We start from the raw sequence: 20218 nt of genomic DNA on the forward strand, positions 1-20218 counted from the left end.
TCGACGAATCGGCCCACCGGCCACCCGACCCCCGCAGCGACCGCACCCGAGGAAGAACGCTCCAGTGACCATCAAGCCCGACCTCACCGCCCAGATCCCCGCCGAGCTCGGCGCCGTGCACTTCGTCGGCATCGGCGGCTCGGGCATGAGCGGCATCGCGCGGCTCTTCATCGACGCGGGGCATCGGGTCACCGGCTCCGACGTGCGCGACTCCGCGAACATCACGGCCCTGCGCGCGCTCGGCGCCGAGGTCGCGATCGGCCACGATGCCGCGAACGTCGGAGATGCCGAGGCGGTCGTCGTGACCGGTGCGCTCTGGCAGGACAACCCCGAGTACCAGCTCGCCCTCGAGCGGGGGCTGCCGGTGCTGCACCGCTCGCAGGCGCTCGCCTGGCTCATCTCGGGGCAGCGGCTCGTGTCCGTCGCGGGCGCGCACGGGAAGACCACGTCGACCGGCATGATCATCACCGGCCTGCTCGCGCTCGGCGCCGACCCGAGCTTCGTCAACGGCGGCGTCATCGACGAGCTGGGCGTCTCGTCGGCGGCCGGCTCCGACGACCTGTTCGTCGTCGAGGCCGACGAGTCCGACGGCTCCTTCCTGCTCTACGACACCGCGGTGGCGCTCATCACGAACGTCGACCCCGACCACCTCGACCACTACGGCTCGCGCGACTCGTTCGAACAGGCGTTCGTCGACTTCGCCGATCGCGCGAGCGAACTCGTGGTGATCTCCTCCGACGACGCGGGAGCGAAGCGGGTCACCGAGCGACTCGCGCACGAGCACGTCGTGACGTTCGGTGAGGCGGCCGATGCCACGGTGCGGGTCCACGACATCCGGACCGACGGCCCGGTCTCGTTCGCCGTCTCGTACGAGGGGGCCGTTCACCGGGCGACGTTGCGGATCCCGGGGCGGCACAACGCCATCAATGCCGCGGGCGCGTTCGCGGTGCTCGTCGGTCTCGGCTTCGACCCCGCGGCATCCCTCGCCGGCATCGCCCGTTTCGCAGGCACGGGCCGACGCTTCGAACTGCACGGCACGGTCGGCGGCGTGAGCGTCTACGACGATTACGCGCACCACCCGACCGAGGTCGCAGCCGCACTGGCCGCGGCGCGCACCGTCGTCGGCGCGGGCCGCATCATCGCCGTCCACCAGCCGCACACGTACAGCCGCACCCAGGCGTTCGCGCAGGAGTTCGCCGATGTGCTCGAGCAGTACGCCGACGAGACGGTGGTCCTCGACGTGTACGGCGCCCGCGAAGATCCGGTGCCCGGCGTGACCGGCGCACTCGTCAGCGAGCGGTTCACCGACAAGTCGCACGTCGCGTTCGTGCCCGACTGGCAGCAGGCCGCCGACCTCACCGCGAAGATCGCTCGCGAGGGCGACTTCGTGATCACGCTCGGCTGCGGCGACGTGTACCGCATCGTGCCGCAGCTGCTCCAGTCGCTCGAGCAGGAGCGCGGATGACGGCGGGCCGCCGGTGAAGCGGCCGCAGGGATTCGACCGCCCCGCGGCACGTCCGCAGGGCGCCGGTTCGGGTTCCTCGGCGCCGTCGGCGAAGCGATCGGATGTCCCGTCCGCACCTGCCGCGTCGACGGCGGCCCCGACGCGGGCCGGGGCCCGCACTGCGCGCGGTCGCGAACGTGCGGCCGATCCCGATCGCGTGACGACCGAACCCATCGACCTCGGTCCATTGCGGCGCACCGCGGGCGAGCCGGCCGCTGGCGGATCGTCCCGGGAGGGTGCCGCCGAGTCCGATGTCGTCGGAATCCCGGACGACTCGCGCACCGCGAGGCGGGCCCTCTCCGCGGCCGCGCGTGAGCGACGGCGCTACGAACGTCAGGAGGTGCGGCGCTTCACGAAACGCTCGCGTCATCGCCGGGTCGCGTGGTCGGTGGCCGGGGGAGCGGTCGCACTCGTCACGATCGGCGTCGTCGTGGGCGCATACTCCCCGCTCATGGCACTGAGCGAGGTGCGCGTCGAGGGCGCGCAGCGCATTCCGCCGGCCGACATCGTCGCGGCGTTCGACGACGAGCTCGGCACCCCCCTGCCGATGATCTCCCGCGACGCCGTGCATGATGCGCTCGCGGACTTCTCGCTCATCGAGACCTATTCGACCGAGACGATCCCGCCGGGAACACTCGTCGTGCGCATCGTCGAGCGGACTCCGGTCGGCGTCATCGAGGCCGACGGCGGGCTCGAACTCGTCGACGGTGCCGGTGTCGTCATCGAACGGCCGGCCGAGCGGCCGGAGGGCCAGCCGCTCATCTCGGTCGAGGGCGGCATCGGCAGCGAAGGGTTCCGCGCGGTCGCCGCGGTCGTGCGCAGCCTCCCGGCCGAGGTGCGAGCGCAACTCGTCGGCGCCTCGGCCGAGACGGCCGACGACGTGCGCCTCGAGCTCGCCGGCGGCGTGCCCGTGGTGTGGGGCGGGGCGAGCGAGTCGGCCGTGAAGGCGGTCGTGCTCGCGCGGCTCATGGCCGTCGCGCCGCCCGATTCGGTGTCGGGCTATGACGTGTCGTCACCCGAGAGCGCAGTGACGTACTGATCGCCCCGATCGCCGACCTGGGTCGACTCCGGTGGCGTTCTCGCGAGCCGGATCGCGACACGCGGGCGCGGCTTGCGGGGGAGTGCGCGGTCGGGCACCTACCGTCGAATTCAGGAATTGCATACTCAGCAAAACTTTAACCTTCGACTAGAGGTTCAGGGTTCAGAGTTCGCACGGAAGGCCGGTCATGTCGACAAACCAGAACTACCTCGCGGTCATCAAGGTCGTCGGGATCGGCGGCGGCGGTGTCAACGCCGTCAACCGCATGATCGAACTCGGCCTGCGCGGGGTCGAGTTCATCGCGATCAACACCGACGCGCAGGCCCTGCTGATGAGCGACGCCGACGTCAAGCTCGACGTCGGCCGCGACCTCACGCGCGGCCTCGGAGCGGGCGCCGACCCCGAGGTCGGCCGCCGCGCCGCCGAAGACCACGCAGAGGAGATCGAAGAGGCGCTCGCGGGTGCCGACATGGTCTTCGTCACGGCCGGCGAGGGCGGCGGCACCGGCACCGGCGGTGCCCCGGTCGTCGCGCGCATCGCGAAGTCGATCGGCGCGCTCACGATCGGTGTCGTCACGAAGCCCTTCGGCTTCGAGGGCAAGCGTCGGCAGACGCAGGCCGAGCAGGGCGTCGCACGCCTGAAGGAAGAGGTCGACACCCTCATCGTCGTGCCGAACGACCGACTGCTCGAGATCAGCGACCGCGGCATCTCGATGCTCGAGGCGTTCGCCACCGCCGACCAGGTCCTCCTCGCCGGCGTCCAGGGCATCACCGACCTCATCACCACGCCGGGCCTGATCAACCTCGACTTCGCCGACGTGAAGTCGGTCATGCAGGGCGCCGGATCGGCGCTCATGGGCATCGGCTCGTCCCGTGGGGCAGACCGTGCGATCAAGGCGGCGGAGCTCGCGGTCGCCAGTCCGCTGCTCGAGGCGTCGATCGACGGCGCACACGGCGTGCTGCTCTCGATCCAGGGCGGCTCGAATCTCGGCATCTTCGAGATCAACGATGCCGCACGTCTCGTTCAAGAGGCGGTGCACCCCGAGGCGAACATCATCTTCGGGGCCGTCATCGACGACACGCTCGGCGACGAGGTCCGAGTCACCGTCATCGCGGCCGGCTTCGACGGCGGCGAGCCGAATGCCAAGCCCGTCGAGGCGCGGCGTACGAACTTCGTGCCCGCAGCGGTCGGCGCGACGGTCGGCGCAGGCTCGGGGCTCGGGGGCGGCTCTGCGCTCGGCAGCGACTCGGCCGCCGACGTCATGGGCGAGATCGATATCGACGAACTCGTCGAGACGGCGAACTGGGGCGAGGTCGAGACCACGACGGCCGACCAGATCGTCTCCGACCCCGCGTTCGGCGACGACAGCGACGACCTCGACATCCCCGACTTCCTCAAGTGACCGGGCGCTGCCACGACGGGCGGCGAGGCTCATGAGCGACCTCGCCGACCGTCTCGCCGTCGTGCGTACGAGCATCGCGGAAGCCGCGACCGAAGCCGGGCGCGAGGCATCCGAGATCACGACGATCGTCGTGACGAAGTTCCATCCGCCGTCGCTCGTCGCAGAACTGGCGGCGCTCGGCGTGCTCGATATCGGCGAGAACCGCCATCAGGAGGCGCAGGCGAAGGCCGCCGCACTCGAGGGACTCGGTGTTCGCTGGCACTTCGTCGGCCAGCTGCAGAGCAAGAAGGCGAGGCAGGTGCGCGCATACGCGACGGCCATCCACTCCGTCGACCGTGCCGCGCTCGTCGACGCACTGCGCTCCGACGAGGCGTCCGTCGACTGCTTCGTGCAGGTCAACCTCACCGAGGATCCCGGTCGGGGCGGGGTGTCGAGCGAGGGCCTCGAACCCCTCATCGAGCACGTGCTCGCGACGCCCGGCCTCAACCTGCTCGGCCTCATGGCGGTCGCACCGCTCGGCGAGCCGGCCCGACCCTCATTCGCCCGGGTGCGGGCGCTGTCGGAGCGCGTGCGGGCGCTCGACCCGACGGCGACCTCGTTGTCCATGGGGATGTCGCACGACTTTCGTGATGCGATTCTGGAGGGTGCGACACACCTGCGGATCGGAACCGCAATCACCGGGAATCGGCCGGTCGCCGGTTAACCTCGAAGAGACGGAACACAGACGGAGGCATCGATGTCGAACCCGCTCAAGAAGACCATGGTCTATCTCGGACTCGCCGATGAGGAGTTCGAGACCGAGAACCAGCAAGCGAGTACGCCGGCCCCCGCCCCTGCGCCCGTCGTGCACGCCGCGCCGGCACCCGCGCCCAAGACCGGTGCAGCGGTGACCCCGTTGCGCAAGCACCATGTCCAACCGAGCACCCCGCAGGCGGAGATGAACGAGATACTGACCGTCCACCCGCGTCAATACCGTGACGCGCAGGTGATCGCCGAGTCGTTCCGCGAGGGCGTCCCGGTCATCATCAACCTCTCGCAGATGTCCGACGGCGACGCCCGTCGGCTCATCGACTTCGCCAGCGGGCTCTCGCAGGGGCTTCACGGCAGGATCGAGCGGGTGACGAGCAAGGTGTTCCTGTTGTCACCCGCGCACGTGGTGGTCTCCGGCGAGGCCGGTGACGCCGAGGGCGACGTCGAGGCGTCGTTCTTCACGCACGCGTAGCCGCCGTGGGCGCGCTGCTGATCGTCTGGAACCTCCTCTACGCGCTGCTCCTCATCTACTTCTTCGTGATGTGGGCGCGGTTCGTGCTCGACCTCGTGCGCACGTTCAATCGATCGTGGCGGCCGCGAGGGTTCTGGCTCGTCGTGGTCGAGGCCGTCTACAGTGTCACGGATCCGCCGGTGCGCTTCTTCCGGCGGCTCGTTCCGCCGATCCGCATCGGGCAGGTTGCACTCGATCTCGGGTGGAGCCTCGCGATGCTCGTCGTCATCATCGCCATGACCGTCGTGTCATGGCTGGCCGCGGCAGCCGCCGCAGCGTGAAGATCTGCTGGGATCGCGACAGACCGAGACGCTCGGCTCTCACGTCTCTCAGGATGTCTTTGCTACCGTTAGCAGAACGTGATCGAACAGTTCGACAGATTTGAGGGTGGGAAGCCATGGCGCTAACTCCGGAAGATGTGGTCAACAAGCGCTTCCAGGCGACGAAGTTCCGGGAGGGCTACGACCAGGATGAGGTCGATGACTTCCTCGACGAAGTGGTCGTCGAGCTGCGCCGGTTGAACCAAGAGAACGACGAGCTGCGCCAGCGCGTGGCGGCAGCCGAGGCGCGGGCGTCCGAGTCCGCGGCGGCGCCCGCGGCAGTTCCCGCTCCGACGCCCGCTGCGGTCTACGCCGAGCCCGCTTCGCCGCCGCCCACCGTGGCCGTGCCGACGCAGGTCGGCCAGGCGCAGTCCGAGCTCGACGAGCAGACGTCGACCACCAACCTGCTGCAGCTCGCCCGGCGCCTGCACGAAGAGCATGTTCGCGAAGGCGTCGAGAAGCGCGACGCGCTCATCGCCGAGGGCCACGCCACCGCCGCGCGCGTCGTCGCCGAGGCCGAGGCGAAGCAGCGCCAGCAGATGGGCATCCTCGACCAGGAGCGCCTGTCGCTCGAGAAGCGCGTCGACGAGCTCCGTGCGTTCGAGCGCGACTACCGCCAGAAGCTGAAGAGCTACATCGAGGGCCAGCTGCGCGAGCTCGACACCGCCGCGCCGGTCTCGGTCTCGGGCAACCAGGGCTTCTCGGCCCCCGCCGAGCAGCCTGCTCCGACCTTCCAGGGCTTTGGAGGCTGAGCGCGCCGCCAAGGTCGGCACCACAACTGCGCTTCTGGTCCTGGCCGGCGCCGCGATCGCGGCGTACGGCCTCGACCAGTTGAGCAAATACCTCGTCGTCACGAACCTCACCGAGGGTGAGATCGTTCCGGTGCTGGGCAGCGTGCTGCAGTGGCAATTCGTTCGCAATCCGGGTGCCGCCTTCTCGCTCGCGAGCGGCATGACCTGGATCTTCACGATCCTCGCCGCGGGCGTGATCACCTTCATCGTGTGGTTCGCGCGGCGCATCCACTCGGTCGCGTGGGCCCTCGTGTTCGGGCTCCTGCTCGGCGGCGTGCTCGGGAACCTCACCGATCGGCTGTTCCGCGAGCCGAGCTTCGGCCTCGGCCATGTGGTCGACTTCATCGCGACGCCGTGGCTCCTTCCCGCGATCTACAACATCGCCGACATCGCCATCGTCTCGAGCATGGTGCTGTTCATGATCCTCACGATCCGCGGCGTCGGACTCGACGGAACGCGCGAGGTCAGGGCGGCGAAGAACCCGGCCGATGCCGCCGACGGAACGAAGCCCGCGGGCGACGCGGCCCCGGGCGACGGCCCCGCACCGACGGCGAATCCGCAACTCGCGACCGAGGCCTGATGGAGCATCGGTCCCTTCCCGTCCCCGACGGGCTCGACGGAACGCGCGTCGATGCGGGGCTCGCGAAGCTGCTCGGCTTCTCACGCACGCTCGCGGCCGAGATCGCGTCCGCCGGCGGGGTCCTCGTCGACGGGTCATCCGTCGACAAGTCCGACCGGTTGCGCGCCGGAAGCTGGCTCGAGGTGAGCTGGGAGCCGCCGCGCACCCTCGAGATCGAGCCGATCGCCGTGCCCGAGCTCGGCATCGTGCACGACGACGACGATCTCGTCGTCGTCGACAAGCCGGCCGGCGTGGCCGCGCATCCCTCGCTCGGCTGGCACGGGCCGACGGTCGTGGGTGCACTGGCCGCCGCCGGGTTCCGGATCTCGACGTCGGGCGCTCCCGAACGACAGGGCGTCGTGCACCGGCTCGACGCCGGCACGAGCGGGCTCATGGTCGTCGCGAAGTCCGAGCGCGCCTACACCGACCTGAAGCGCCAGTTCCACGACCGCGAAGTCGAGAAGATCTACCACACGGTCGTGCAGGGGCATCCCGATCCGCTCGCCGGCACGATCGACGCGCCGGTCGGGCGTCACCCGCGGTCGGAGTGGAAGTTCGCCGTCACCGCCGACGGCAAGCACGCGGTCACCCACTACGAGACCCTCGAGGCGTTCCCGTACGCCTCGCTCCTCGAGGTGCATCTCGAGACCGGACGCACGCACCAGATCCGGGTGCACATGGCGGCGCAGCGGCATCCGTGCGCCGGCGACGCGATGTACGGCGCCGACCCGACCCTGTCGGCCAGGCTGGGGCTCGAGCGGCAGTGGCTGCACGCGAAGGAGCTCTCGCTCACGCACCCGGGCACGGGGGAGTGGACCACATTCGAGTCCGACTACCCGGCCGATCTCGCCGCGGCGCTCGAGCTGTTGCGCGGGGACTAGCGTGGGCGGTCGACCCTAGACTGGAAGTCCCGTCGAACCCCCTGTGAGGAGCTCCGTGGCCGCCGATTCCTTCGTCCACCTGCATGTGCACAGCGAGTACTCGATGCTCGACGGCGCGGCCAGGGTGGGCGAGCTCATCCAGGCCGCGAAAGACCAGGGAATGCCCGCGGTCGCGGTCACCGACCACGGCAACGTGTTCGGCGCATACGACTTCTGGAAGCAGGCGACCGACGCCGGCATCAAGCCGATCATCGGCACCGAGGCGTACATCACGCCCGGCACGCACCGCGGCGACAAGACCCGCGTTCGCTGGGGTTCCGGCGGCGGCGACGATGTGTCCGGCTCCGGTGCATACACCCACATGACGCTGCTGTCCGAATCGACAGCGGGCATGCACAACCTGTTCCGCCTCTCGAGCAGGGCGTCGATCGAAGGCTATTACTTCAAGCCGCGCATGGATCGCGAGTTGCTGTCGCAATATTCCGACGGGCTGATCGCGACGACCGGATGCCCCTCGGGCGAGGTGCAGACGCGCCTGCGGCTCGGGCAGTACGACGAAGCCCTGAAAGCGGCATCCGACTACCGCGACATCTTCGGGCGCGACAACTACTTCGTCGAGATCATGGATCACGGGCTCGGCATCGAGAAGCGCATCATGGGCGACCTGCTGCGCCTCGCGAACGAGCTCGATCTGCCGCTGGTCGCCACCAACGACCTGCACTACACGCACGCGCACGATGCCAAGAGCCACGCGGCGCTGCTGTGCGTGCAGTCGGGCTCGACGCTCGACGACCCGAACCGGTTCAAGTTCGACGCCGACGAGTTCTACCTCAAGACCGCTGCCGAGATGCGGCACGTGTTCCGCGACCATCCTGAGGCGTGCGACAACACGCTGCTCATCGCCGAGCGGTGCGACGTCGCGTTCAATACGAACGCCAACTACATGCCGCGGTTCCCCGTGCCCGAGGGCGAGACCGAAGACACCTGGTTCGTCAAGGAGGTCGACCGCGGCCTCGAGGTGCGCTACCCGAACGGCGTCCCCGCCGACGTGCGCAAGCAGGCCGACTACGAGGTCGGCGTCATCCTGCAGATGGGGTTCCCGGGCTACTTCCTCGTGGTCGCCGACTTCATCAACTGGTCGAAGAACAACGGCATCCGGGTCGGCCCCGGCCGTGGCTCCGGCGCCGGCTCGATGGCCGCCTATGCGATGCGCATCACCGACCTCGACCCGCTGCAGCACGGGCTCATCTTCGAGCGCTTCCTGAACCCCGACCGCGTGTCGATGCCCGACTTCGACGTCGACTTCGACGAGCGTCGTCGCGGCGAGGTCATCAAGTACGTCACCGACAAGTACGGCGACGAGCGCGTCGCCCAGATCGTGACCTACGGCACGATCAAGGCCAAGCAGGCGCTGAAGGATTCGGGTCGCGTGCTCGGGTTCCCGTTCTCGATGGGCGAGAAGCTGACGAAGGCGATGCCGCCGGCCGTCATGGGAAAAGACATCCCGCTGACCGGGATCCTCGACAAGAACCATCCGCGCTTCAAAGAGGCCGGCGACATCCGTGCCCTCATCGAGACCGACGCCGAGGCGAAGACGGTCTTCGAGACCGCGCTGGGCCTCGAGAACCTGAAGCGCCAGTGGGGCGTCCACGCCGCGGGCGTCATCATGTCGAGCGACCCGCTCCTCGACATCATCCCGATCATGAAGCGCGAACAAGACGGACAGATCGTCACGCAGTTCGACTATCCCGCCTGCGAGTCGCTCGGGCTCATCAAGATGGACTTCCTCGGGCTCCGCAACCTCACGATCATCGACGATGCGCTCGACAACATCGAGGCCAACCGCGGGTTCCGGCCCGTGCTCGAAGACCTCGACCTCGACGACGCCGAGGCCTACGCGCTGCTGTCGCGCGGCGACACGCTCGGTGTCTTCCAGCTCGACGGCGGGCCGATGCGATCGCTCCTGCGGCTCATGAAGCCCGACAACTTCGAGGACATCTCGGCTGTCATCGCGCTGTACCGCCCGGGCCCCATGGGCGCGAACTCGCACACGAACTACGCGCTGCGCAAGAATCGGCTGCAGGAGATCACGCCCATCCACGCCGAGTTCGAGGAGTCGCTGAAGGACATCCTCGACACCAGCTACGGCCTGATCATCTATCAGGAGCAGGTCATGGCGATCGCCCAGCGCGTCGCGGGCTTCTCACTCGGTCAGGCCGACATCCTGCGCCGCGCGATGGGCAAGAAGAAGAAGTCCGAACTCGACAAGCAGTACGAGGGGTTCTCGGGCGGCATGAAGGCCAACGGGTATTCGGATGCTGCGATCGAGAAGCTCTGGGAGATCCTGCTTCCGTTCTCCGACTACGCGTTCAACAAGGCGCACTCGGCCGCATACGGCGTGCTCAGCTACTGGACGGCATACCTCAAGGCGCACTTCCCGGCCGAGTACATGGCCGCACTGCTCACGTCGGTCGGTGATGCCCGCGACAAGCTCGCGCTCTATCTCAACGAGTGCCGCCGCATGGGCATCAAGGTGCTGCCGCCCGACGTGAACGAGTCGATCGGTTTCTTCGCGGCCGTCGGTGACGACATCCGGTTCGGCCTCGGCGCCGTGCGCAACGTCGGGTTCAACGTCGTCGACGCGATACGTGCGGCCCGCGAAGAGAAGGGTCGCTTCGAGTCCTTCCACGACTTCCTGAAGAAGTCGCCGCTGCAGGTCGCGAACAAGCGCACCGTCGAGTCGCTCATCAAGGCCGGGGCGTTCGACTCGCTCGGAGCCACCCGCCGCGCGCTCGTCGAGATCCATGAGGGTGCCGTCGAGTCCGCCGTCGGTGAGAAGCGCGTGGAGGCGACCGGGCAGGCGGGCTTCGACTTCGACTCGCTGCTCGCCGAGGTCGACGCGCACCCGGTGTCGCTCGTGCCCGACCGACCAGAGTGGTCGAAGCGCGACAAGCTCGCCTTCGAGCGCGAGATGCTCGGGCTCTACGTCTCCGACCATCCGCTCGCCGGACTCGAGGTGCCGCTCGCGAAGCACGCCTCGACGACGATCACCGACCTCATGGGCTCCGATGCGACACAAGACGGCGACACGGTGACGATCGCGGGGCTCGTCACGAGCGTGCAGCACCGCATCGCGAAGGCCTCGGGCAACCAGTACGGCATGATCCAGGTCGAGGACTTCTCCGGCGAGATCACCGTCATGTTCATGGGCAAGGCGTACCAGGAATTCGCCCCCGGGCTGCAGGCCGACTCGATCGCGGTCGTCCGCGGACGTGTGAGCATGCGCGACGACGGCATGAATCTGCACGCGTTCAGCGTGTTCACGCCCGAGCTGGGGCAGGGCGATGAGTCGGGTCCGGTCGTCATCTCGCTGCCCGACACTCGTGCGACAACCGACACCATCACCGCGCTCAGCGACGTGCTGATCCGTCACGCCGGCGACACCGAGGTCCGGCTCCGGCTCATCCGCGGGCGCACGGCGCGCGTGTTCGAGTTGCCGTACCCGGTGCGCGTCACTGCCGACTTCTACGGTGAGTTGAAGAGCCTGCTCGGGCCGAACTGCCTCGTGTGACGTGCCCGAGCGCGTGGCGCCGGGCCGATCGATAGGCTGGAGCGGTCATGCTGAGAACGATCGACCTGCGCGCAACCCGTCCATCGCCGAGCGAGCTGCTCGCCCTCGTGCCGCGCGCCGCGACCGATGTCTCGGCGGCGCTCGAGCCCGCACGCGGGTTGATCGAGGCGGTGCGCGAGCACGGCGAGGCCGCGCTCATCGAGCAGGCTGAGCGACTCGACAGGGTGCGCCCGCCGCACCTTCGGGTGCCCGCCGACGAGCTCGAGCGTGCGCGCGATGAGCTCGCCCCCGCGATCCGCGACGCGATCGAGCGCACCATCGAACGGGTTCGCGCGGCGAGTTCCGCGCAGGTCCCCGCCCCCGAGCGCACCGTGCTCGGCGACGGTGCCGTCATCGAACAGCGCTGGACGCCCGTCGGCCGCGTGGGCCTCTACGTGCCGGGCGGCAAGGCCGTCTACCCGTCGAGCGTCGTGATGAACGTCGTCCCGGCCCAGGTCGCCGGCGTACGGTCGATCGCGCTCGCCTCGCCGCCGCAGGCGGCGTTCGGGGGGCGAGTGCACCCCACCGTCGCGGGTGTCGCCGCGCTCCTCGGCATCACCGAGGTGTACGCCATGGGCGGTGCCGGAGCGATCGGCGCCTTCGCATACGGCGTACCGAGCCTCGGGCTCGATCCCGTGCAGCGGGTCACCGGCCCGGGCAACGTCTACGTGGCCGCGGCCAAGCGGCTCGTGCAGGGCGTGACCGGCATCGACGCCGAGGCCGGACCCACCGACATCCTCGTCATCGCCGATGATTCGGCAGACGCCGATTTCGTCGCCGCCGACCTCGTGAGCCAGGCCGAGCACGACGAGCTCGCGGCAGCCGTGCTCGTCACCGACTCGCCGGCGTTCGCTGCTCGCGTCATCGAGCGACTCGAGGTTCGAGTGGCCGCAACGAAGCACTCGGCTCGTGTGCGCACGTCCGTCGAGGGCGTGCAGTCGGCGGTCGTGCTCGTCGACGATCTCGAGCAGGCTGCCGACTTCGCCAACGCCTTCGGCCCCGAGCACCTCGAGATCCAGGTGCTCGACACCGAGGCGGTGCTCGCCCGCATCGACAACGCCGGCGCCATCTTCGTCGGGCCGTACTCGCCGGTGAGCCTCGGCGACTACGCCGCCGGCTCGAACCACGTGCTGCCCACGGGCGGGCAGGCCCGCTACGCAGCCGGGCTCTCGGCGGCCACCTTCCTGCGCCCGCAGCAGGTCGTGCGCTATGACGAGGCGGCGTTGCGCGAGGTCGCGCCGGTGATCGCCGCGCTCTCGGCCGAGGAAGACCTGCCCGCCCACGGCGAAGCGGTCAGGTCGCGGTTCGACCGCGCCTGACCGCCCGCCACTAGGCTTGGGGGCACCATGTACTGCCCGTTCTGCCGCCACCCGGATTCCCGTGTCATCGACTCCCGTACGAGCGACGACGGGCTCTCGATCCGGCGACGTCGACAGTGCCCCGAGTGCGGCCGGCGGTTCTCGACGACCGAGACGGCGAGTCTCGCGGTCATCAAGCGCAGCGGCGTCATCGAGCCGTTCAGCCGCGAGAAGGTCGTGCTGGGCGTGAAGAAGGCCTGCCAGGGCCGCCCGGTCACCGATTCCGACCTCGCGGTGCTCGCCCAGAAGGTCGAAGAGACCATCAGGTCGACGGGTGCCTCGCAGATCGAGGCGAACGACATCGGGCTGGCGATCCTCCCACCGCTGCGCGAGCTCGACGAGGTCGCGTACCTGCGGTTCGCGAGCGTGTACCAGGCCTTCGATTCGCTCGACGACTTCGAGGGCGCGATCGAGCAGCTGCGCGCCGAGCATGGCCGGCTTCCCGCGCGGCCCGTCGAGTGAGCGACGCGTCAGCCCCGACGGCTCCGATAACCTGAGTCCGGCATGTACCGACTCCTCTTCTCCGCGTTCCTGTCCCGAATGGACCCCGAAGCGGCCCACCACCTCGCGTTCCGATTCATCCGTGCCCTCCCGACGCTCGGCATCGGCAGGCTCGTCGAGCGATTCACGGGCCCCGATCCCTCGCAGGCGGTCGAGACCCTGGGCCTCACGTTCCCGTCGCCGTTCGGCGTCGCCGCCGGCTTCGACAAAGACGGCTACGCCGTGCGGGGCCTCGGCAACCTCGGCTTCGGCCACGTCGAGGTCGGAACCCTGACCGCGATCGCGCAGCCCGGCAACCCGGCGCCGAGGCTGTTCCGCCTGGTCGGCGATCGAGCACTCATCAATCGCATGGGCTTCAACAACGGCGGTGCGGATGCCGCTGCCGGGCGTCTTTCGCGGCTCGCGCGCCGCACGCATCGGCCGGTGCTCGGCATCAACATCGGCAAGAGCCGCGTGACCGCGGTCGACGACGCCGTCGCCGACTACGAGCGCAGCGCACGCCTGCTCGCGCCGTACGCCGACTACCTCGTGGTGAACGTGAGCTCCCCGAACACGCCCGGGTTGCGCGGCCTTCAAGAGCTCGACGCGCTCGCCCCGCTGCTCGAGGCCGTGCGTGCGGTGGCGGGCACGACACCGCTGCTCGTGAAGATCGCGCCCGACCTCGACGACGCCGAGGTCGTGCGGATCTGCGAGCTCGTGGTGCGGCTCGGGCTCGACGGCATCATCGCGACGAACACGACGATCTCGCGCGAGGGGCTCCGTGAAGCGGCATCCATCGTCGCGGGCATCGGCGCAGGAGGGCTCTCGGGAGCGCCGCTCGCGGAGCGATCGCTCGACGTGCTCCGCATCGTGCGCGCCAACGTGCCGGCAGAGCTCTGCGTGATCTCGGTCGGCGGCATCGAGACCGCGGCCGACGTGCAGGAGCGGCTCGACGCGGGCGCCACCCTCGTGCAGGGCTACACCGCCTTCATCTACCGCGGCCCGCTGTGGGCGCGGCACATCAACCGGGGGCTGCGCCGGCTTCGGAGTCAGAGCACTTCGGCCTCGGCGAGCTGATCGGCGATCCGCGAACCGTCGCTCGCCGACACCCACGGCACGTCGGCACCGTGCTGTTCCGCCTTCGTGCGCCCGCCGGCGAGCACCGCCTCACCCGTCGAGAGCCGCCGGATCGCGACCGCCGCGACCCGATCGGGATGCTCGGCGGCGAAGCGCGCATACAGTTCCTCATCGTGCTGCCCGTCGTCGCCGATGAGCAGCCACCGCATGCCGGGGAACTCGAGGGCGAGCCGACGGAGGTTCTCCTCCTTGTGCGCACGACCGCTGCGGAACCATCGGTCGTGCGTGGGGCCCCAGTCGGTGAGGAGCAGCGGACCCGCCGGGTAGAGGTTGCGCGAGAGGAACCGCGTGAGCGTCGGCGCGACGTTCCACGCGCCCGTCGAGAGGTAGATCACCGGCGAGCCGGGATGTGCGCGGGCGAGTCGCTCGAAGAGCACGGCCATCCCGGGGGTTGGGATGCGGGCGTGCTCGTCGAGCACGAAGGTGTTCCAGAAGGCCAGCAGGGGTCGCGGCAGCGCGGTCACCATGACGGTGTCGTCGACGTCGGAGATGATGCCGAAGTCGACGTCGGGTCCGACGATGCGGATCGGGGCACCGGCGACCTGCGAACCCTCGGTGTGGAGCCGGGCCTCGTGCCAACCCGGGGTGAGCGCCACGGGAATGCGGGTGTCGACGACGCCCCCGCGATCGGCGAGCACCTCGATGCGTTCACCGCCGATCTCTATGACCACGGGCACGTCCCCGACCGGAACGCTCGTGAAGCTGCGCCAGCCGCGGATGCCCTGTTCGCCGCGTCGCCGACGGCGGTTCGACCGCTCGTCGGGCGCCACGGGGCGGCTCAGCAGCACCCGGCAGAAGACGCGCACCCACTCGGTCGACCCGTATCCCGTGTACGGAACGACGGTCGGGACGTGACCGCGCCGACGTGCCCAGCGTTCCCTGATGTCGTGGATCCAGTCTTCGATGCGCGCAGCACGGTGACGTACCTGGGGCTCGGGGGATCCGGTCGGGTTCGGGGTGCTCGCCGGCATCCACTCAGTCTGTCATGAGGGCGTGTCGGGTCGCGAAACCGCCGATGACCGCGCGTGTGTTCGGAGCCCTCGGCGCCTCCGAGTAGGATGAAGCCACAACTGAGGAGGTTTCGTGTCCAACGTCGACCTGATCCTTGGGGCCGATCCTGGCCGCAAGCGGGCTGTCCGAACCGAGCCGACCCAGCGACGCAGCAGTCAGCGGCTCGACGCGCTGCTCGACGCTGCGGCCGAGATCGTCGACGAGTACACGTTCGAGCGGCTGACGACGCAGATGGTCGCTGAGCGTGCAGGAGCGTCGATCGGCACCGTCTACCGGTACTTTCCCGACCGCGTGGCGGTGCTGCACGCCCTGCGCGAGCGCTCGGTGCGCAGGTTCCGCGAACGCGTCGCCGACGAGCTCGAACGCGCCGATCTCGAGACGTGGTGGTCGGTCATCGATGTCTCGATCGAGGTGAGCGCCGAGATGTACCGCGATGAACCGGGCTTCAGCGTCGTGCACGCCGCCCAGCGCGAGCTCGCCGAGGACGACATCGAACCCGAGTTGGCGCACCGCATGGCCCGCCTGATCGAAGCGGAGTTCGGCGGTGACGTCGACCAGGCCGAACTGCGGTTCAGGCTCGGCGTCGCAATGGAGTTCGGGGGCGCCTTGATCAATCGGGCATTCGAGCGCGACGGGTCGGGCGACGAGCGCTACATCGAAGAGGCCCGCCGCCTCGTGCACGACTACCTCGCCGAGCACCTCGGCGAGGCGCGCGCCGAGCACCACGCGGCCTGACGACGCGCCGCCCTTCGTGCGTTGCCTCGGCGCGCGAATGGTGTTTGGCTGGAATCCGCCGTTCGAGCGAACGTCGACGACGTGGATTGAGGCAGCATGATCGAGTTCCGAGGCGTGTCCAAGAGGTTCCCCGACGGCACGCTCGCCGTGGCCGACGTCGACATCGTCATCCCGCCTCGCAAGACGACGGTGCTCGTGGGCTCGTCGGGCTCGGGCAAGACCACGCTGCTCCGCATGATCAACCGCATGGTCGACCCGACGTCGGGACATGTGCTGATCGACGGCACCGACGTCGCGACCCGCGAACCGGTCGCGCTTCGTCGCAGCATCGGCTACGTGATGCAGAACTCGGGACTCCTGCCGCACCGCACCGTGATCGACAACGTCGCGACCGTGCCGCTGCTGCGCGGCGAGCGCAGGCGCGACGCACATGCCCGTGCCCTCGAGCTGCTCGACACCGTCGGCCTCGACCGATCGCTCGCCGATCGATACCCGAGCCAACTCTCAGGGGGGCAGCAGCAGCGTGTGGGTGTCGCGCGAGGTCTCGCGGTCGATCCGAACATCCTGCTCATGGACGAACCCTTCGGCGCCGTCGACCCGATCGTGCGCGCCGAGCTGCAACAGGAGCTGCTGCGATTGCAGGGCGAGCTCGGCAAGACGGTGGTCTTCGTCACGCACGACATCGACGAGGCGTTCCTGCTCGGCGACCAGGTCGTGATCATGCGGCACGGCGGCAAGATCTCCCAGGCCGCCTCGCCGACCGAGATCCTCGCGAACCCAGCCGATGACTTCGTCGCCGAGTTCGTCGGCGCCGACCGCGGCAAGCGTGCGCTCCACGTGACCGAGGTCGGGGGTCGGCGGGTCGTGTTCGACGGCGATGGCCGTGCAGCGGGAGTGCTCGCCTCGTGACCTGGCTCTGGTCGAACCTCGACCTGGTCGGCGAACTGATCCTCGTGCACCTGGCGTTGTCAGTGCCGGCGATCATACTGAGTCTCGTGATCTCAGTCCCGATCGGGTGGCTCGCGCACCGCTACCGGTGGTCACGGGGCGTGCTGCTGTCGCTGTGCGCACTGCTCTACGCGATTCCGTCGCTGGCGTTGTTCGTCGCGCTCCCGCCGATCACGGGTCTGGGCCTACGGTCGCCCGTGAACCTCGTCATCGCGCTCACGCTCTACGGCATCGCCGTCATCGTGCGCACGGCCGCCGATGCCTTCGACTCGGTCCAACCCGAGGTGCGGCAGTCGGCGACCGCGATGGGGTACTCGGCGGCGGGTCGATTCTGGGGGGTCGAACTGCCGCTCGCCGGGCCCGTGCTCCTCTCTGGGCTGCGAGTCGTCGTCGTCAGCACCGTGAGCCTCGCGACCGTCGGTGCGGTGATCGGCGTGCAGAGCCTCGGCAGCCTCTTCACCGACGGGTTCCAGCGAGGCATCCAGGCCGAGATCATCACGGGCATCGTCGCGACCATCCTGCTCGCGCTGGCCCTCGACTGGCTGTGCGTCCTGACCGGGAGGATGCTCATGCCCTGGTCGAGCCCGCGGCGATCGCGGCGGCCTGCGCTCTCCGACGTTCGCTCGATCGAGGCCGATCCCGCATGAACCTCTTGTTCGACGCCATCGCGTGGATCCTCGATCCCGCCAACTGGAGCGGGGCGGGCAGCATTCCGCAGCGACTGTGGGAGCACGTGTCGATCACCGCCGTGGTGCTGGTGATCGCGTCGGCGATCGCGCTCCCCACCGGGGCGCTCATCGGCCACACCGGTCGGGGCCGCGAGCCTGCAGTCCGCGTCTCGGGCGGGCTTCGCGCGCTGCCGACGCTCGGCGTGCTCACGCTCTTCGGCATCTGGCTCGGCATCGGCCTCACCGCGCCGGTCATCGCGCTCGTCATCCTGGCCGTTCCGCCGTTGCTCGCGGGTGCCTACGCGGGCTTCGAGTCGGTCGATCGGCGCACGATCGATGCCGCCCGGGCCGTGGGCATGCGCGAGTCGCAGATCGTGGGCAAGGTCGAACTGCCGCTCGGTTTGCCGATCGTCGTGGGCGGCATCAGGTCGGCCACGCTGCAGATCATTGCCACGGCGACGCTCGCCGCCTACATCGCCGACGAAGGCTTCGGCCGATTCATCTTCCAGGGCCTGAGGACCCGCGATTACGCCGAGATGCTCGGCGGCTCGATCCTCGTCATCATCCTCGCCCTCGTCATCGACGGCCTGTTCGCGATCATGCAGCGCCTCGTCGTGCCCGCCGGAGTGCGGGCATCCCGTACCAGAGAGCTCCGCTCACGCCCGACCCGGTCGCGAGCGGTCGTGGGGCAACCCATCACCGAAGGGAATCAGGAATGATCACAGCAGGAAGAGGCCGGCTCGTTGCGCTCGCAGCGGTCGCGGTCGGGGCGACAGTGGCCCTGGCAGGGTGTGCGTCGGGCGATCCGCTCGACGGCGGATCCACGGGCGATGCCTCGGGCGAGACGCTCGTCGTCGGCTCGCAGGACTACTACTCCAACGAGATCATCGCCGAGATCTACGCCCAGGCGCTCGAGGCGAACGGCTTCACGGTCGAACTCCAGCCCAGGATCGGTCAGCGCGAGGTGTACATGCCCGAGATCGAGAGCGGTGCGATCGACGTGTTCCCCGAGTACACGGGCAACCTGTTGCAGTACTACGTGCCCGACACGACGGCCACGACGAGCGACGATGTCTACGCCGAGCTCGAGACGTCGCTGCCCGAGGGCCTGCGCGTGCTCGACCAGGCGCCCGCGACCGACCAGGACTCGTACAACGTGACCAAGGAGTTCTCCGACGCGAACCGCGTCACGAGTCTCGCGGACCTCGCGAGCGTCACAACGCCGCTCACGCTCGGCGGGAACTCCGAGCTTGCAACACGGCCGTACGGTCCTGATGGGCTGAAGGAGGTCTACGGCGTCGATGTCGAGTTCACGCCGATCGAAGACAGCGGTGGCCCCCTCACCCTCAAGGCGCTGCAGGACGACCAGGTGCAGATCGTGAACATCTTCAGCGCGAACCCGGCGATCGCGTCGAGCGACCTCGTGACGCTCGAAGACCCCGAGGGGCTGTTCCTCGCCTCGAACGTCGTGCCGGTCGTCAGTGACAAGGTGACCGACGAGGCCGCAGAGATCATCAACACGGTGAGCGCCGCGCTCACCGCCGAAGACCTCGTCGCGCTCAACGCGCTCAGCGTCGACGAGCAGCAGTCGTCCGAGCAGATCGCGACCGACTGGCTCGCCGAGAAGTCGCTCTTCTAGCGGTCCGCGTCGAGGTTCGAGGGGTCGGGTGCTGCGGCATCCGACCCTTCCTCGTCGAAGCCGACGTCGAGGTCGTCGATGTCGTCGAGGTCGTCGCTCGAGTCGTCGTCGAGCCGGCCGATGTCATCGATCGCCGCCATGTGCTTGGCCTCGGAGCGGACGATCAGCTTCTTGAGGCCCCACACGAGGAGGATGAAGGCGGCGATGATGCCGACGAAGAGGTATCCGGCCCAGTGCAGGCTGTCGCTGAGCTCGCGGTAGCTGCCGGCGGCGAGCGATCCGACCGTGACATAGGCGAACGCCCAGATGACGCAGGCCGGTACGGTCCAGGCGATGAAGCGCCGGTATCGCATGGTGCTCATGCCGACGGTGAGCGGAATGAGCGAGTGCAGCACCGGCAGGAACCGCGAGATGAAGATCGCCGGCCCGCCGCGACGGTCGAGGTAGCGCTGGGCACGGTGCCAGTGATCTTCGCCGATCTTGCGGCCGAGCCGCGAATGCAGGATGTGCGGGCCGAACCATCGCCCGAGGGCGAAGCCGATGCTCTCGCCGATGAGTGCGCCCGCGATGACGGCGAACGCGAGCGCGAAGTACTCGCCGATGCCGTCGACGGCGGTCGAGGCGACGAGCACGATCGTGTCGCCCGGCACGATGAGGCCGATGAGCACCGAGGTCTCGAGCATGATGCCGATGCCGGCGAGCAGGGTGCGCATCACCGGGTCGACGCTCTCGACCGTGTCGAGGATCCAGGTGAGGATCTCGTTCATCCTTCGAGCGTATCGACGCCGCGGGTGCACCGCGTCACACTGTGGGGG

Annotated in this window: 20 protein-coding genes; 18 read left to right on the forward strand and 2 right to left on the reverse strand. The window is 69.1% G+C overall.

From position 1 onward, the window contains the following. Nucleotides 1-64: 64 nt before the first annotated feature. The 13 genes from murC (at nucleotide 65) to LQ757_RS06570 (ending at nucleotide 14342) form a co-directional block, all read left to right on the forward strand. A complete protein-coding gene (murC, locus tag LQ757_RS06510; RefSeq protein ID WP_231046421.1) occupies nucleotides 65-1465 on the forward strand; it encodes a UDP-N-acetylmuramate--L-alanine ligase in 1401 nt (466 codons plus the stop codon). A gap of 196 nt (nucleotides 1466-1661) precedes the next feature. Continuing rightward, nucleotides 1662-2543 (forward strand): cell division protein FtsQ/DivIB, encoded by an 882-nt coding sequence (locus LQ757_RS06515; RefSeq protein WP_231046422.1) that lies wholly within the window; start codon nucleotides 1662-1664, stop codon nucleotides 2541-2543. Between the two features lie 187 nt (nucleotides 2544-2730). Then, complete coding sequence (ftsZ, locus tag LQ757_RS06520; protein ID WP_231046423.1) at nucleotides 2731-3945, forward strand: cell division protein FtsZ; 1215 nt, start codon at nucleotides 2731-2733, stop codon at nucleotides 3943-3945. Nucleotides 3946-3976: 31 nt separating this feature from the next. Beyond that, complete coding sequence (locus tag LQ757_RS06525) at nucleotides 3977-4648, forward strand: YggS family pyridoxal phosphate-dependent enzyme (protein WP_231046424.1); 672 nt, start codon at nucleotides 3977-3979, stop codon at nucleotides 4646-4648. A gap of 33 nt (nucleotides 4649-4681) precedes the next feature. Continuing rightward, nucleotides 4682-5167, forward strand: a complete 486-nt coding sequence (locus tag LQ757_RS06530) for a cell division protein SepF (protein WP_231046425.1) — start codon at nucleotides 4682-4684, stop codon at nucleotides 5165-5167. Between the two features lie 5 nt (nucleotides 5168-5172). Beyond that, entirely contained in the window at nucleotides 5173-5487 is a 315-nt protein-coding gene (locus tag LQ757_RS06535; protein ID WP_231046426.1) for a YggT family protein, read from the forward strand. A gap of 116 nt (nucleotides 5488-5603) precedes the next feature. Then, entirely contained in the window at nucleotides 5604-6278 is a 675-nt protein-coding gene (locus LQ757_RS06540; RefSeq protein ID WP_231046427.1) for a DivIVA domain-containing protein, read from the forward strand. Next, entirely contained in the window at nucleotides 6268-6897 is a 630-nt protein-coding gene (lspA, locus tag LQ757_RS06545) for a signal peptidase II (protein ID WP_231046428.1), read from the forward strand. Before LQ757_RS06540 ends, lspA begins: the two co-directional genes overlap by 11 nt. Then, nucleotides 6897-7817 (forward strand): RluA family pseudouridine synthase, encoded by a 921-nt coding sequence (locus LQ757_RS06550; protein WP_231046429.1) that lies wholly within the window; start codon nucleotides 6897-6899, stop codon nucleotides 7815-7817. Before lspA ends, LQ757_RS06550 begins: the two co-directional genes overlap by 1 nt. Before the next feature lie 103 nt (nucleotides 7818-7920). Beyond that, nucleotides 7921-11388 carry a DNA polymerase III subunit alpha gene (dnaE, locus tag LQ757_RS06555; protein WP_231047310.1) on the forward strand — a complete coding sequence of 1156 codons (3468 nt, stop codon included), beginning with the start codon at nucleotides 7921-7923 and terminating at the stop codon, nucleotides 11386-11388. Between the two features lie 47 nt (nucleotides 11389-11435). Beyond that, on the forward strand, nucleotides 11436-12746 hold the full coding sequence (hisD, locus tag LQ757_RS06560) for a histidinol dehydrogenase (protein WP_231046430.1): 1311 nt from the start codon (nucleotides 11436-11438) through the stop codon (nucleotides 12744-12746). Nucleotides 12747-12773: 27 nt separating this feature from the next. Continuing rightward, nucleotides 12774-13247, forward strand: a complete 474-nt coding sequence (nrdR, locus tag LQ757_RS06565; protein ID WP_231046431.1) for a transcriptional regulator NrdR — start codon at nucleotides 12774-12776, stop codon at nucleotides 13245-13247. A gap of 42 nt (nucleotides 13248-13289) precedes the next feature. After that, complete coding sequence (locus LQ757_RS06570) at nucleotides 13290-14342, forward strand: quinone-dependent dihydroorotate dehydrogenase (protein WP_231046432.1); 1053 nt, start codon at nucleotides 13290-13292, stop codon at nucleotides 14340-14342. Here the strand turns inward: LQ757_RS06570 and LQ757_RS06575 are convergent. Next, nucleotides 14315-15373, reverse strand: coding sequence for an App1 family protein phosphatidate phosphatase (locus tag LQ757_RS06575; RefSeq protein ID WP_231046433.1), 1059 nt, complete (start codon nucleotides 15371-15373; stop codon nucleotides 14315-14317). The genes LQ757_RS06570 and LQ757_RS06575 overlap by 28 nt on opposite strands. A 112-nt stretch (nucleotides 15374-15485) precedes the next feature. Here LQ757_RS06575 and LQ757_RS06580 point away from each other — a divergent pair, with 112 nt between their 5' ends. The 5 genes from LQ757_RS06580 to LQ757_RS06600 all read left to right on the forward strand — a co-directional run bounded on the left by LQ757_RS06580 (nucleotide 15486) and on the right by LQ757_RS06600 (nucleotide 19403). Further along, entirely contained in the window at nucleotides 15486-16148 is a 663-nt protein-coding gene (locus LQ757_RS06580) for a TetR/AcrR family transcriptional regulator (RefSeq protein ID WP_231046434.1), read from the forward strand. A gap of 96 nt (nucleotides 16149-16244) precedes the next feature. Then, nucleotides 16245-17057: an ABC transporter ATP-binding protein gene (locus LQ757_RS06585; protein ID WP_231046435.1), complete on the forward strand. Its 813-nt coding sequence runs from the start codon at nucleotides 16245-16247 to the stop codon at nucleotides 17055-17057. Next, the gene (locus LQ757_RS06590; protein WP_231046436.1) at nucleotides 17054-17743 is read left to right on the forward strand and encodes an ABC transporter permease; all 690 of its coding nucleotides are present in this window, start codon (nucleotides 17054-17056) and stop codon (nucleotides 17741-17743) included. Before LQ757_RS06585 ends, LQ757_RS06590 begins: the two co-directional genes overlap by 4 nt. Further along, nucleotides 17740-18483, forward strand: a complete 744-nt coding sequence (locus LQ757_RS06595) for an ABC transporter permease (protein WP_231046437.1) — start codon at nucleotides 17740-17742, stop codon at nucleotides 18481-18483. The genes LQ757_RS06590 and LQ757_RS06595 overlap by 4 nt, the downstream gene beginning before the upstream one ends. Further along, nucleotides 18480-19403, forward strand: a complete 924-nt coding sequence (locus LQ757_RS06600; protein ID WP_231046438.1) for an ABC transporter substrate-binding protein — start codon at nucleotides 18480-18482, stop codon at nucleotides 19401-19403. Before LQ757_RS06595 ends, LQ757_RS06600 begins: the two co-directional genes overlap by 4 nt. Here LQ757_RS06600 and LQ757_RS06605 read toward each other — a convergent pair. Continuing rightward, nucleotides 19400-20170 carry a DedA family protein gene (locus LQ757_RS06605; protein WP_231046439.1) on the reverse strand — a complete coding sequence of 257 codons (771 nt, stop codon included), beginning with the start codon at nucleotides 20168-20170 and terminating at the stop codon, nucleotides 19400-19402. The two genes, LQ757_RS06600 and LQ757_RS06605, sit on opposite strands and share 4 nt — an antisense overlap. Between the last annotated feature and the right edge of the window lie 48 nt (nucleotides 20171-20218).

Source organism: Agromyces cavernae, assembly GCF_021044935.1.
Taxonomy (GTDB): Bacteria; Actinomycetota; Actinomycetes; order Actinomycetales; family Microbacteriaceae; genus Agromyces; species Agromyces cavernae.

What these genes read in the sequence shown, in the direction of transcription:
- LQ757_RS06600 (WP_231046438.1), top strand. Translation starts at nt 18,480, where the DNA reads ATGATCACAGCAGGAAGAGGCCGGCTCGTTGCGCTCGCAGCGGTCGCG.
- LQ757_RS06595 (WP_231046437.1), top strand. Translation starts at nt 17,740, where the DNA reads ATGAACCTCTTGTTCGACGCCATCGCGTGGATCCTCGATCCCGCCAAC.
- LQ757_RS06530 (WP_231046425.1), top strand. Translation starts at nt 4,682, where the DNA reads ATGTCGAACCCGCTCAAGAAGACCATGGTCTATCTCGGACTCGCCGAT.
- dnaE (WP_231047310.1), top strand. Translation starts at nt 7,921, where the DNA reads ATGCTCGACGGCGCGGCCAGGGTGGGCGAGCTCATCCAGGCCGCGAAA.
- LQ757_RS06525 (WP_231046424.1), top strand. Translation starts at nt 3,977, where the DNA reads ATGAGCGACCTCGCCGACCGTCTCGCCGTCGTGCGTACGAGCATCGCG.
- hisD (WP_231046430.1), top strand. Translation starts at nt 11,436, where the DNA reads ATGCTGAGAACGATCGACCTGCGCGCAACCCGTCCATCGCCGAGCGAG.
- LQ757_RS06540 (WP_231046427.1), top strand. Translation starts at nt 5,604, where the DNA reads ATGGCGCTAACTCCGGAAGATGTGGTCAACAAGCGCTTCCAGGCGACG.
- LQ757_RS06570 (WP_231046432.1), top strand. Translation starts at nt 13,290, where the DNA reads ATGTACCGACTCCTCTTCTCCGCGTTCCTGTCCCGAATGGACCCCGAA.
- LQ757_RS06575 (WP_231046433.1), bottom strand. Translation starts at nt 15,373, where the DNA reads ATGCCGGCGAGCACCCCGAACCCGACCGGATCCCCCGAGCCCCAGGTA.
- LQ757_RS06585 (WP_231046435.1), top strand. Translation starts at nt 16,245, where the DNA reads ATGATCGAGTTCCGAGGCGTGTCCAAGAGGTTCCCCGACGGCACGCTC.
- LQ757_RS06550 (WP_231046429.1), top strand. Translation starts at nt 6,897, where the DNA reads ATGGAGCATCGGTCCCTTCCCGTCCCCGACGGGCTCGACGGAACGCGC.
- ftsZ (WP_231046423.1), top strand. Translation starts at nt 2,731, where the DNA reads ATGTCGACAAACCAGAACTACCTCGCGGTCATCAAGGTCGTCGGGATC.
- nrdR (WP_231046431.1), top strand. Translation starts at nt 12,774, where the DNA reads ATGTACTGCCCGTTCTGCCGCCACCCGGATTCCCGTGTCATCGACTCC.
- LQ757_RS06605 (WP_231046439.1), bottom strand. Translation starts at nt 20,170, where the DNA reads ATGAACGAGATCCTCACCTGGATCCTCGACACGGTCGAGAGCGTCGAC.